This is a genomic window from Clostridium sp., from assembly GCF_032552055.1.
GTDB lineage: Bacteria > Bacillota > Clostridia > Clostridiales > Clostridiaceae > Clostridium.
The window spans coordinates 1-13,911 of sequence record NZ_JAWGSV010000064.1 but is presented as its reverse complement, the minus strand read 5'-3'; the positions used below and the strand labels follow the sequence as shown (position 1 = coordinate 13,911).

The 13,911-nt window shown below is 27.5% G+C and carries 10 protein-coding genes; 3 read left to right on the top strand and 7 right to left on the bottom strand.

Translation table 11 applies throughout. From position 1 onward, the window contains the following. The first annotated feature begins 715 nt into the window (after positions 1–715). Positions 716–1,708, top strand: a complete 993-nt coding sequence (locus E6248_RS06475; protein WP_316339997.1) for a tyrosine recombinase XerC — start codon at positions 716–718, stop codon at positions 1,706–1,708. Positions 1,709–1,735: 27 nt separating this feature from the next. Here the strand turns inward: E6248_RS06475 and E6248_RS06470 are convergent, their stop codons facing one another. Then, the gene (locus E6248_RS06470) at positions 1,736–2,119 is read right to left on the bottom strand and encodes a hypothetical protein (protein ID WP_316339996.1); all 384 of its coding nucleotides are present in this window, start codon (positions 2,117–2,119) and stop codon (positions 1,736–1,738) included. 147 nt (positions 2,120–2,266) lie between these two features. On the opposite strand from E6248_RS06470, the gene lexA reads away from it, so the two are divergent. After that, positions 2,267–2,872: a transcriptional repressor LexA gene (gene lexA, locus E6248_RS06465; RefSeq protein ID WP_316339995.1), complete on the top strand. Its 606-nt coding sequence runs from the start codon at positions 2,267–2,269 to the stop codon at positions 2,870–2,872. A 64-nt stretch (positions 2,873–2,936) separates the two neighbouring features. Continuing rightward, positions 2,937–3,533: a DUF3267 domain-containing protein gene (locus E6248_RS06460; protein ID WP_316339994.1), complete on the top strand. Its 597-nt coding sequence runs from the start codon at positions 2,937–2,939 to the stop codon at positions 3,531–3,533. 30 nt (positions 3,534–3,563) lie between these two features. On the opposite strand, the gene E6248_RS06455 is transcribed toward E6248_RS06460, so the two are convergent. From E6248_RS06455 to E6248_RS06430, 6 genes are all read right to left on the bottom strand, one after another. Beyond that, the gene (locus E6248_RS06455) at positions 3,564–4,844 is read right to left on the bottom strand and encodes a methionine gamma-lyase family protein (protein ID WP_316339993.1); all 1,281 of its coding nucleotides are present in this window, start codon (positions 4,842–4,844) and stop codon (positions 3,564–3,566) included. Positions 4,845–5,046: 202 nt separating this feature from the next. Beyond that, a complete protein-coding gene (hfq, locus tag E6248_RS06450; RefSeq protein WP_136005170.1) occupies positions 5,047–5,280 on the bottom strand; it encodes an RNA chaperone Hfq in 234 nt (77 codons plus the stop codon). A 24-nt stretch (positions 5,281–5,304) separates the two neighbouring features. After that, a complete protein-coding gene (gene miaA / locus E6248_RS06445; RefSeq protein ID WP_316339992.1) occupies positions 5,305–6,231 on the bottom strand; it encodes a tRNA (adenosine(37)-N6)-dimethylallyltransferase MiaA in 927 nt (308 codons plus the stop codon). Positions 6,232–6,241: 10 nt separating this feature from the next. Continuing rightward, positions 6,242–8,140 carry a DNA mismatch repair endonuclease MutL gene (gene mutL, locus E6248_RS06440; protein WP_316339991.1) on the bottom strand — a complete coding sequence of 633 codons (1,899 nt, stop codon included), beginning with the start codon at positions 8,138–8,140 and terminating at the stop codon, positions 6,242–6,244. Positions 8,141–8,156: 16 nt separating this feature from the next. Continuing rightward, a complete protein-coding gene (gene mutS, locus E6248_RS06435; RefSeq protein WP_316339990.1) occupies positions 8,157–10,838 on the bottom strand; it encodes a DNA mismatch repair protein MutS in 2,682 nt (893 codons plus the stop codon). Between the two features lie 162 nt (positions 10,839–11,000). Beyond that, positions 11,001–13,911: SNF2 helicase associated domain-containing protein (locus tag E6248_RS06430; RefSeq protein WP_316339989.1), on the bottom strand; the 2,911-nt coding region annotated here is incomplete at its 5' end.

Genomic DNA, 13,911 nt, shown 5'->3' with positions numbered 1-13,911 from the left:
AGTTTGAAATTTACGAAGACGATAAAATCGTCTATATAAAAGGATTTGAAAAAGATTTTTGGTATTACTTATTAGAGGGAAAAGAAATAAATAAAACTAAAATATATTTAAATAAGTTTAATAAATTAGAATACAATGAAATAAACATATAAATTATGGCAATGTTTAACATTGCTAATGAAGTTACTTTACATAATATTTAATACGTATACTATAAAATGCTGTAAAATAATTTCGCTAAATATACATTTAGCGCATTTCGTTATCTTGAATTGTTAGATTAGCTGTGATATAATGAAATCAAGGCTTTAGAAGCATTTTGGAGGTATAAAAAATGTCTGAAATACGAAATATAACTAATAAATATAAAGATTTCGCTTATAGTGATGATATTACTAAACTGTTAACTGTAGAATTATCTAATAAAGATAAGAAAAAATTACATATTACCTACTCGAATTATTACAATTTAGGAGTTTCTCGTGGATATGAATATATTATAGAAGATATATTTAAATTATCTGAAATTCATAAACTAACTACTTCCCAGTTATCTCTAATATACGATACTGGTGTTAGGAATATTCAAATTTGGCTAAAAGAACTGGGTTTAAATAGATCTATAAAAAAAGCAAAGAAAATAAATAAAAAGAATTCTCATACCGATATCGAATTCAATTCTGATAAAAATTCAAATTCTAATAATTCAACATTAATGAATAAGTTCGGAATAGAAATTCTTGAATCGAAAAATTTACCACAGAGTCTTTCGAACTTTTTAGATTATTTAGAGACTATAAAGGGTAAATCCCCTAATACTATAAAAGCTTATGAAATTGATTTATCATTATTCTTTAAATTCTTAAAAGTCTATAAAGGATTAGTTACAGATACCAATTTAGAATTTGAAGAAATTGATATTAAAGATATAAATAATGATTTTATTAGAAATATAAAATTGACAGATATCTATGCATTCTTAAGTTTTTCAGAAAAACAACGCGGAAATGGAACTTATGCTAGAGCTCGTAAAGTTGCTGCTTTAAAATCTTATTTTAAATACTTGCAAGGAAAAGCTAAAATCATAGATGAAAACCCTACTTTCGATTTAGAATCTCCTAAAATAAGTAAAAGGCATCCTATATATTTGCCTTTAGATGAAAGCATTAATTTGCTGAGCTCTTTAGATAAGAAAAGTAAAAATTATCATAGGGATTATTGTATCCTAACATTATTTTTGAATTGTGGTATGCGATTATCTGAATTATGTGGAATAAGATTAGATAAAATAAAGGGTGATACTTTAACCATCATAGGAAAAGGTAATAAAGAAAGAACTGTATATTTAAACGATGCTTGCTTAAAAGCTATAGAAAATTATTTAAAGTTCAGAGATGATTCTAAAGCATCACCTGAGGATAAAGAGTATCTACTACTCTCCTCCCGCTTTAAACCAATCAACAAAAGAACTGTAGAATTATTAGTAAAGAAACATATTACTAATTCAGGATTAGAAAATGAAAAGTATACTCCTCATAAACTTCGTCATACTGCCGCCACCTTACTTTACAAACATGGTAATGTAGATATAAGAAGTTTACAAAGTATATTAGGCCACGAAAATATTTCTACTACACAAATTTATACTCACGTAGACGAAGAAATATTAAGAGAAGCTGCAAACTCTAATCCATTATCTAAACTATAAAAGAGCTGCTTAGGCAGCTCTTTTATCTTAATATTTTGTTTTAAGCTTTCTTACACCAGGGAATATTTCTTCAGTTGCTTCGTCAAAATTCTCTTCATCTAATAACTCTAAGTCATCTATATACTCGATATGATCAAAAGCATCAATGTATTCTTGATTTTCTTCTCCTTTTAATTCATCAAAAGTATCATCTTCTAACTTATCTAAAGAACCTTCTTCCTTAATTAAAGCTAACATTTTTTTATACTCTTCTTCTAAAAATGCGTTTTCTTCAACATTCTTAGCTATATCTTCTATTTTAATAGCTCTTACATCTATTCCTTCTTCTTTTAAACAATCACCACAGTTATCACAAATTCTATTTGGATATATATCACATATATCATCTTCGTTAAAATTTCTAATATTCACTAAAACACCACCTATTAGACATTATTTCATAAAGTTTATTATATCAAAATTATTTTAAATACGCAAACATATTATCTGTTCAAAGAACATAAGTTTGATATTTTATTAATACTATGTTATAATAAATTAAATAAAGCGAGGTGTTTGATGATGGAATTGAGAGATAAGCAACGAGAAATATATGACTTCTTAAAGGTGTATACAGAAAATAAAGGATACCCACCATCAGTAAGAGAAATTTGTGAGGCAGTTAATTTAAGATCTACTTCTACTGTCCATGGTCATTTAAAAAGATTAGAAAAAAAGGGATTAATTAAAAGAGATCCTACTAAGCCAAGAGCTTTAGAAATAATGGAAATGTCCGGTTCAAAAAAAGAGATGTTAAATATACCTATAATAGGAAAAGTTACAGCTGGGGAGCCAATATTAGCAACTGAAAATATTGAAGATACTTTCCCACTTCCAATAGATTACATAAGTCATAATGAAGAATTATTTATGCTTAAGGTAAGCGGTAATAGTATGATAAATGTAGGAATAAACGATGGTGACTACGCCATAATCGAGAAGGCTCAAACTGCAAAAAATGGAGATATTGTTGTTGCTTTAATTGAAAATGAAGCCACCATTAAAACATTTTATAAGGAAAAAGATCATATAAGATTACAGCCAGAAAATGATAGCCTATCTCCTATTATTGTTGAAAATTGCATAATACTTGGTAAATTAGTAGGTTTATTTAGAGCATATTAATTTATAAGAGTCATACACTAATTATGTATGGCTCTTATTTTTTTATATAAGGAGGGTTTATAAATTGAAAATTTCTATTATAAATAAAAGAAATCAATTTACTAATGAATCTAATAAACCTAATGTTACTGATAATGAGGAGTTTGCCGTTATTAATAAAGATAAATCTACAAGAAATATACTGATCTTTAAAGTGATTATAGCAGTACTATATGCTTTTGGATTAGGATATAGCTTATTTTTCTTTGGAGATGACTTTATTAAAATTGGAGTTAAGTTTGTAATATTCTTAATTCCATTGTACTATATTATAGATTTGCCATACTCTATTATAAAATCTCTATTATTACCTAAAGTATTTTCTAATGACGAAATTATAATCGCCTTAAATCCATTAACACTTGACTCAACTATTATTACAAAAAGTGTAGTTTCAAAATCAAGATATATCTTTTCAATATTAATACCATTTATTATATTAATTGTAGTACCAACTGTATTGAGCTACTTTTTAGAGTTTAATTTTTATTTATACCTTATTGCTTCAGCTACTGCTATAATTTCAATGAAAGATTTAATATATCTTTTAAATATTTTAAAACATAATTTTAAAGGTAGTAATATAAAATTAAATTTAAATAATATTATCATTGAAAAATAATAGGACTACCATTAGGTAGTCCTATTTTAATTAACTCAAAATATTGTTTAAAGAAATTAATATCCCTATCTTAGCGTGGTCAAATGTAAGCCCACCTTGCAGATATGCTATATAAGGTTCTCTTATTGGAGCATCTGCTGAAAGTTCAATAGATGACCCTTGAATAAAGGCACCAGCAGCCATAATAACTTCATCATTATACCCTGGCATAGCCCAAGGTTCACACTCTACAAAAGAATCTATAGGTGATCCTTTTTGAATTCCCTTACAGAATTTTATTAAATTCTCTTTATTGCCAAACTTAATTGCTTGTATTATATCACTTCTTTTTTCATTATATTTTGGTAGAACTTCAAATCCAGCAAGTTCCATTATTCTAGAACAGAAAACTGCTCCCTTTACTGCTTCCATAGCTACATGTGGTGCTATGAATAATCCTTGGTAGAATTGCCTCATAACTCCAAAGGTAGAACCACACTCTCCTCCTATTCCAGGAGTTGTTAATCTATAAGAACTTTGAGTTACATACTCTTCTTTTCCGGCTATATAGCCACCAGTTGGAGCTATTCCACCACCTATATTCTTTATTAAGGATCCAGCTATTAGGTCTGCTCCCACTTCAGTAGGCTCCATAGTATCTATAAATTCCCCATAGCAGTTATCTACAAAAACTATAACGTCATTTCTAATACCCTTAACAAAAGATATTATCTTTTCTAAATCAGAAACTAAGAATGAATTTCTCCATCCATATCCTGTACTTCTTTGAATATGTACTAGTTTTATAGTGCTATCTTCCCTTAAGACTTCTTCTATTTTATCAAAATCAAAATATCCATTCTTTAAATCGACTTGCTTATAATTGACACCATATTCTTTAAGTGACCCTATATTTTCTTTACCACTAATACCAATTATATTATGTAATGTATCATATGGTGCTCCAGATATACAAGCCATTGTGTCTCCTGTTCTTAAGTTTCCCATTAAAGCACATCCAATAGCATGTGTCCCATTTACAAAGTGAGGTCTTACTAAAGCACTTTCAGTTTTAAATATTCTAGCGTATACTTTGTCAAGAGTATCTCTTCCTATATCATCGTATCCATAACCTGATGAATTAGTAAAATGCGATTCACTAATTCTCTCTTCTTGAAATGCTTTCAATACTTTTAGTTGATTATACTCTCTAATTTCATCATATGTATTAAAAACCTCTTCTACGTCTTTTAAAGCTTTATTATATAGCTCAAAAGTCTTTTCTTTAAATTTAAATTCTTTAATCATTAATTCTTCAGTTAGATTTAACATAATTTAAGTCGCATATATGAAATATGCTCTCTCCCTTCTTATTAGCAAAAGTATTCAAAATAGTAATGAACTACTTTTAATGTATTATGACGTTATGGCACTGTATCACTATAACTGCACCCTTATAAAAACTATAATAACATATTTACTTATAATTTAAAATATTAGCTCATTATTTTACAAAAAAAGTAGGCTTAGTAGCCTACTCTTCTTCATTAGCAAATAATATTGGTTTAGCTGGTGTTATTGTAGTAATAGCATGCTTGTAAACTAGCATTTGTTTTCCATCACTGTCTAAAACCACAGTAAAATTATCAAAGCCTTTTACATAACCTTTTAGTTGAAATCCGTTAGTTAAATAAATAATTACTGAAATCCTACTTTTTCTTGCACCATTTAAGAAAATATCTTGTAAATTATTTGGTTGTTTATTCATAGCTACCTCCATAAATTATAATACCTATTTTTTATAATCCAATAGTATTTTATTAATAATTTCCTCTTCATTTAAGTTATCTTTATTAATAAATACAGCTCTTGGATCTCTTCTAAACCAAGTCAATTGTCTTTTAGCATAGTTTCTAGAACCTTTTTTTATCATCTCGACAGCTTCATCTAAAGTAATTTTATTATCTAAATAATAAAACATTTCTTTATAACCTATACCTTGCATTGACTGCATAGAAGAATTATACCCCATTTCTCTTAGTTTTATGCATTCCTCTAATAACCCATTTTTTATCATTATATCAACTCTTAAGTTAATCCTATCATACAGAGCTTCCCTATTCATATCTAAAACATAATACTTAACTTCATAAGGTCCATTATAGATGTCCTCACCAAGGTTAAAGGAGCTAAAAGGCTTATTAGTTAATTTATATACTTCTAATGCTCTAATTACTCTTTTTCTATTGTTATAATGTATTTCATCATAACTTACTGGATCAATGTCTTTTAGCATATTATGAATAAATTCATTTCCCTTATCTTCTGCTAAACTTTCAAGTTCATTTCTATAATTTTCATCTTTATCCGCTTCAGTAAAATTCATATTACAAGTTAAGGCATTTATATATAGGCCAGTTCCACCTACTAAAATAGGTAGTTTATTTCTACTTAAAATATCTTCTATAGCCTTATCTGCTTTTTCCTTATAATCAGCAACTGAAAATGGATCTTTAGGATCTACAACATCTATCATATGATGCATAACTCCATCCATTTCATCTTTGCTTATCTTAGCAGAACCTATATCCATATACTTATATATCTGCATCGAGTCAGTAGAGATAATCTCTCCGTTTAATGCTTTTGCAAGCTTAATAGATAAGCTTGTTTTTCCTACAGCAGTCGGTCCTGCAATAATTAATATCTTATTATTCATTATTTCTCCTTTAAACAATTCTTCTGAATTTCTTATCTAGCTCGTAATTAGTAAATTTAATTATTACAGGTCTTCCATGTGGACAATGGAATGGGTCATCTATATATCTTAAATCATTTATTAATCTTTCCATTTCTATTTCATTTAAGTAATCATTAGCCTTAACAGCAGCTTTACAAGCTAAAGTTGCTATCCTATTATATTTAACCTCAGTTGTTTTTCCACTTCCTAAAGACTTTATATTGTCTAATATATTTATAAATAGATTCCTAGCATCGAGCTTTCCTAGAAAATATGGTACTTCCTTAATTGCAATAGTATTTCCACCAAACTTTTCTATGATAAATCCTGCCTTAATAAATATATCTATATTTTCTTCAAAGTAGCAATAATCATCAGTAGTTAAATCTATTAAAGTAGGAACTAATAATGTTTGAACTACGATATCACCATCTTCGATATTCTTTAAATATTTTTCAAATAGTATTTTTTCATGAGCTGCATGCTGATCTATTATATATAGCACCTCATCATATTCAGCCAGTATATAAGTTTTATTAAATTGCCCTATTACTTTTAGAACTGGAAACTTAGGAGTTCTATTAATTTCATTATTTAACGGCTTCCTATCTTCATTTATCGGGTTTCTTTCCTCAAAAACTACAGAAGGTGCTGCTTTATTAATATTATTGTTATTATAAACTACATTACTATTTTTAAGAGCCTTATATAATTCCTCTTCCTTCTTTATATCATCATAAGAAAGATTGTCTAAGTCTTTATTTATAATTGGTTCTTTATATATTTCTTCTTCTCTTGTTACTACTTCCATATTAAAAGAGATATTTTCAACTTCATCTATTTTATTTCTATCTCCACTATCTTCCTTTTCTTCTTCTGGAATATAGAAATCATTAAAAACTTCTAATTTAAATGCCTTATGAACTAAATCAAATATTTTTTTAAAAATTATCCTATCTTCTTTAAATTTTATTTCTGCCTTTGTTGGATGAATATTAACATCAACAAACTCAGGATATACTTCTAAAAATAAAACGAAGAAAGGGAATTTATTAACTGTAGCAAAGGATTTAAAAGCATTTTCTACAGCAGCAACAATAGTTTTATTTTTAATATATCTACCATTAACAAAAATACTCTGATTATTTCTAGATCCCCTTGATATTTCTTCTTTACCTATATATCCGTATAGTGATATATCTTCCTCTTTACTTTCAAAGTAAATTATATTTTCACTAATAGTCTTTCCATATACAGTTCTAATTACATCTTTTAGATTTCCTGTTCCATAGGTATGTAAAACCTTTTTACCATTATTATAAAACTTTATTGATATATCTGGATTAGATAATGCAATTCTGTTAATTATGTCACCTATTAAAGAACCTTCTCTTGATATTGACTTTAAGAATTTCTTTCTTGCAGGTACATTATAAAATAAATCTCTTACCTCCATAATAGTACCTTTATTACATCCTATATCTTTTGTAGATTGAATTGCTCCACCTTCAATAATTATTTCAGTTCCAAATTCATCTGCTTCAGTTTTACTTTTTAAATTCACCTTAGATATTGCTGCAATAGATGCTAAGGCTTCACCTCTAAAGCCTAATGTCAAAATAGAATATATATCCTCTACATCTTTTATTTTTGAAGTAGCATGAGGCATAAATGCCTTTTTTATATCATCTTTATGAATTCCATTACCATCATCAATAATTCTAATTAAAGAACATCCGCCTTCTTCTATTTCTATAGTGATATTCTTAGCTTCTGCATCTATTGAGTTCTCAACTAACTCCTTAACAACTGAAGAAGGTCTTTCAACTACTTCTCCAGCTGCAATCTTATTAGAAGTATGTTCATCTAATATATTAATTCTCTTCATATACTCACCCTTTAAATTACTTTAACTTCTTAGCCTCTATAGTTAGTTTATATAAGGCATTCATAGCATCTAATGGTGTTAATGCCATAACATCTATATTAGCTATAGAGTTCAGTAAGTTTTCTTTTTCTATCATAGTAAAATCTAATTGGAAGTTATCTTCTTTAACTTTTTTAGACTTTTCATTACCCTTAGTCTCCAATTTATAATTATCATTAAAGTTACTATTAGCATCTTTGCTATTAGCATTCTTTAATTCAACACTTTCAATAGCAATCTCTTTATTATTAACATTAGTATTTGTATCTTCTAATGTTGATAGGATTTCCTTAGCACGGTTTATTACTTCATTTGGTAGGCCTGCAAGCTTAGCTACCTCTATACCATAAGATTGATCAGCTCCACCTTCTACTATCTTTCTTAAGAAGATAATATTATCATCTATTTCACTTACTGCTACAGAGTAGTTTTTAACTCCTTCTAAAGTACCTTCAAGTTTTGTTAATTCATGATAATGTGTTGCAAATAAAGTCTTACATTTTAAATTATTATTGGTTGAAATATACTCTATTACAGACCAGGCTATACTTAATCCATCATAAGTTGACGTACCTCTTCCTACTTCATCTAATAAAACTAAACTCTTATTAGTAGCATTTTTCAGGATATTTGAAACTTCCCACATCTCTACCATAAATGTAGATTTTCCACCTGCTAAATCATCAGATGCCCCTATTCTAGTGAATATCTTGTCACATATTGAAATATTAGCAGAAGTAGCTGGAACAAAGGACCCTATTTGAGCCATAAGTGTTATTAATGCTACTTGCCTCATATATGTAGATTTACCTGCCATATTGGGACCTGTAATTAATAGTAATCTATTTTCATCTTGATTTACTAATGTATCATTAGAAACAAATTCACCATTTCCAATAACCTTTTCTACTACAGGATGTCTTCCATCTTTTATTTCAACAATCCCATCTTCATTAATAACTGGTTTAGTATAATTATTTTCTAATGCTACTATGGCAAGAGTCGATAAAGCATCTAAGTCTCCAATTATTCTAGCACTTTTCTTAAGTCTTGGTATTTCTTTTTCAATGGCATCTCTAATTTCTATAAATAGATTATATTCTAGTGAAATTAGTTTTTCTTCAGCTCCTAAAATCTTATCTTCCATTTCCTTTAGTTCTTGAGTGATAAATCTTTCAGCGTTAGCTAAAGTTTGTTTTCTTATATACCTACCTTCAGGAATAGAAGAATAATTAGCTTTAGATATTTCTATATAATATCCAAATACTTTGTTATATCCAACCTTTAGAGATCTAATTCCAGTAAAGTCTCTCTCTCTATTTTCTAGAGCAGCTATCCATTCTTTACCGTGTAATTTTGCAGTTCTTAAGCTATCAACTTCTTCATTATATCCATCTCTAATAATGTTCCCTTCTTTAATTGAAAGTGATGGATCATCTAATATAGATTTATCTAGCAATTCTTTAACGTCTTCCAGTTCATCTATTGCATTAAACCATTCTTTTAATAGGTCTGAATTTGCTTCAGATAAATGATTTTTTATTCCTGGAATCTTAGATATAGAGTGTCTTAATGAAACTAAATCTTTAGCATTAGCATTTTTATTAGATATCTTCCCTACTATTCTTTCTATATCATATATCTCTTTAAGTAAAAGTCTTAAGTCTTCATTAAAGTAGTTTTTCTCAAATAACTCTTCAACACCATTTAAACGCTTATCTATTTCATTTTTAATAATAAGAGGTTCTTCAATCCATTTTCTTATGGCTCTTCCCCCCATTGATGTAGCAGTTTTATCTAATACCCAAATTAAACTACCCTTTTTAGACTTTTCCTTTAAGCTTTCAGTAAGCTCTAAATTTCTTCTTGAGTTACCGTCTATAGTCATATAGTTTATTATGTCATAGTATTCAAGTAAGTTAATATTAGTTAGATTCATTTTTTGAGTATCAAAGATATACTTTAATAATGCCATTGATGCTTTTTTAGAAGAGTTATCTAAACTAGCTACACATACTTCAGAGAATTGATTTATTAAATCATCTTCACTACATATTTCTTTATTAAAGTTTCTTTTAGTAATTAAAGCTTGTGATATAGATTTTATTTCTTTTAAAAGCTCTTCACTAATATTTTCATCAACTATTATTTCTTTTGGTGCAACCTTAGTTATCTCATCAAATAAAGTTGCAATGCTGTTATTAAATGATGTTGTCTTAAATTCACCTGTAGAGATATCTGTAATAGCTAAAGCGTAATTTATATCATCTTCAATTATGCACATTAAATATGTATTTTTATATTCACTATCTTCAGAAGCTTCAACAAAAGTACCTGGTGTAATAACTTTAATTACATCTCTTTTAACTATACCTTTAGCTACAGAAGGATCTTCTACTTGCTCACCTATTGCTACTTTATATCCTTTATTAACAAGCCTAGCTATATAAGAAGAGGCAGCATGAAATGGTATTCCACACATAGGGGCTCTTTCCTCAAGACCACAATCTCTTCCTGTTAAAACTAACTCTAATTCTCTAGATGCTATTTTAGCATCATCGAAGAACATTTCATAAAAGTCACCTAGTCTAAAGAATAATATACAATCCTTATAATTTTCTTTTATTTCAAAATATTGTCTCATCATTGGAGTTAACATATAAATACCTCACAAATTTAAATTTAAAATCTAAGATAGAATTAAAATGTAAAAAATAGCAAAGGGCTGCCTAATTGACAGCCTTAATTTTACATAATAACTTAATTAACTCTATCATTTCCTATTATACTATAAAAAACTTTCACCTTTAAAGATTAAATTCTATTTAGAAAATAAGTTTATTATATCCTCATCAGTTAATGAATTTATATTAATAGCCTCACCTTCATTATCTAATATATTGGCAATTAGTTTTCTTTTTTCTTCTTGTAATTCTACTATCTTTTCTTCTATTGTATCTTTTGATATTAGTTTAATAACTTCAACTACATTTTTTTGACCCAATCTATGAGCCCTATCTGTTGCTTGATCCTCTACAGCAGGATTCCACCATGGATCAAAATGAATTACTATATCAGCAGATGTTAAGTTTAAGCCTGTTCCTCCAGCCTTAAGACTTATTAAAAACACTGATTTATTACCATTATTAAAATCATCAATTAATTCTATTCTATTTTTAGAGGGAACACTTCCATCTAAATAATTAAAAGATATTTCTTCACCTTTTATTTTATTAGCTATATTTTTAAGTACTGATGTAAATTGAGAGAATACTAATATTTTATGTCCTTCATCTATACCTTGTTTTAATATTTCGATAAGTGCATCTATCTTACCACTATCACCAGAATAATCATTTAAAACAACAGAGGGATCTAAAGAAAGTTGTCTTAGCTTTGTAATATATGAAAGTATCTCTATTTTACTATTTTTCAAGTCATCTTCCATTACTTTCTTCTCAATTAACTTCTTAACATAATCTGAATATATACCATAAGCCTTTTCTTGTTCCTTTGACATCGATACTACTAATTTCTTTTCTATCTTTAATGGTAATTCTTTAATTACATCCTTTTTATATCTTCTTAATATAAATGGTGATATTAGTTTATTGAGTTCTTCTAATACTTCTTTTGATTCCTTTAACTTTTTATGATATCTAACACTAAAGTCCTTTTCTTCAAATAGATAACCTGGCATAATAAAATCAAAAATAGACCAAAGCTCCATTAGTGAATTTTCAATAGGAGTACCTGTTAAAGCAAATTTTCTATTAGCATTAATATCCTTTACTGAAATCGAGTTTTGAGAATTACTATTTTTTATATTTTGTGCTTCATCTATAAAACAATAATCGAAATTAATTTTCTTATAAAGGTCTAAATCTCTTTTTAGCAGATTATAAGTTGTAATTATAACATCAAAATTATTATACTCATCTAAGATTTTAATTCTATCTTCCTTTGAAGCATTAACCACAACATATTTTAGAGTTGGAGCAAATTTCTTAATTTCATTACCCCAGTTATATATCAATGAAGTTGGAGCTACAATTAATGTTTTTGACGGCAGGGAAGATAAAATAAATGTTATTGCTTGAATAGTTTTTCCAAGCCCCATTTCGTCCCCTAAGATACCTCCAAAGCCTAAGTAATCTAAAGTCTTAAGCCAGTTATAACCTTCTTTTTGGTAGGGTCTTAGCTCTGCGACTAAAGATAACGGCTCCTTAAATGCTAACTTTTTTATTTCCTTAAACTTTTTACTTATCTTAGATAATTCATTTTTACCTTTTACATATCTAAGCTTATTGTCTTTAATTATACTTTCTAAATAAATAGCCTTATTTTTATTAACTAGTAAAGTATCCTTGTCTAAGTTATTTCCTATAGATACAGCATCTAATAGCTTTAAGAAATTTTTAAGTTCTATTTCATCTAAGTCTAAGTATTCACCATCCTTTAACTTATAATATTTCAAATTATCCTTAAAGGCAGTTAATATTTCATAAACTTCACTTTTCGATATATTGTCAATATTAAATTTAAAGTCAAAATAATCATATTTTCCAGCACTAATTTCAGCCGAAATACTTTTGGTTCCTATATTTCTAATGCCCTTAAAGTTCTCTGAATAATAAACATCACCTAATTCTTGAAGCTTAGTTATATCATTTTTAAAGAAATTAAATATATAGTCATCTCCTAAAATTAAATAGAACTTATCACCTGATGCTTCAAAACCATAACTTCTTAATAAGGATAATATTTCAGATTCCTTATTTAAATCCCTATAGACAATTTTATCTTTATAGTCATGGAATATGTTAAACTCATGAGTACCATATTTGACTTTTACAGTTAAGACAGTGGTACTGTTTACCTTATCAAAATAAAAACTAAATTTAACATCTTCTCTTACAATTTTTTCTTTAATAGAATTACTAATCTTCACTTCTTGTGATAAAGTGTATAGTTTAGGTAAAAGACTAGATAATATTTTCACTTCATCTTTTCTATCTAAAGTTAGTTGTTCCTTCCCATTAAAAGCATTAATAAACTTTGAAATTTCATAACAATACTTTGATTCAGGTAAGTATATACTACTGCCATAAATATAAACAGTTTTATCTTTATTTAATGCAACAGGAAATCCCTCTTCTATAGACAATAAGTATCTACTGTTAAGTTCCTTTAGATAAAAAGAAGTATTAGGCTTATCAAATAGAATTTCAGCTTCTACTGCTCTATAAAAGAATCCCTCATTCAGATATACCCTATTTTTAGAAATAGTTTCGAAGAACTCTCTAATTAGGAACTCTGGTATTATAATATTCTTACCATCAATAAATGAATCCTGTCTTTTTATAAATCTAGATGATAAGTTTTCTATTTCTTTTACCTTTTGAATGAACTTAATTATCTTATCTTCTTTAACCCCAAGCCTTTGTGTACGTAAATTAAATGTGAAGTCTTTACCATATCTTATAGGCAATTTATTTGTATAAGATATTAAAAGCTGATTTATATCTTTAATTACATATAACTTATTAGAAGCAAGACCTTTAAGTCCAATCTTAAATTCTGCACATAAATAATTCTTATATCCTTTTTTATTAATATATATTTCTATTTTTATTTCTTCTTTATTTTCTTCTTCTAACAATAAACTTAAAATACTATTATTACTACTTGCTTTAAATATAGAATCATTACTTTTTTCATAATAATAAGTT

What these genes read in the sequence shown, in the direction of transcription:
- miaA (WP_316339992.1), bottom strand. Translation starts at nt 6,231, where the DNA reads ATGAATAATAAGATATTAATTATTGCAGGACCGACTGCTGTAGGAAAA.
- hfq (WP_136005170.1), bottom strand. Translation starts at nt 5,280, where the DNA reads ATGAATAAACAACCAAATAATTTACAAGATATTTTCTTAAATGGTGCA.
- lexA (WP_316339995.1), top strand. Translation starts at nt 2,267, where the DNA reads ATGATGGAATTGAGAGATAAGCAACGAGAAATATATGACTTCTTAAAG.
- mutS (WP_316339990.1), bottom strand. Translation starts at nt 10,838, where the DNA reads ATGTTAACTCCAATGATGAGACAATATTTTGAAATAAAAGAAAATTAT.
- E6248_RS06455 (WP_316339993.1), bottom strand. Translation starts at nt 4,844, where the DNA reads ATGTTAAATCTAACTGAAGAATTAATGATTAAAGAATTTAAATTTAAA.
- E6248_RS06475 (WP_316339997.1), top strand. Translation starts at nt 716, where the DNA reads ATGAATAAGTTCGGAATAGAAATTCTTGAATCGAAAAATTTACCACAG.
- mutL (WP_316339991.1), bottom strand. Translation starts at nt 8,140, where the DNA reads ATGAAGAGAATTAATATATTAGATGAACATACTTCTAATAAGATTGCA.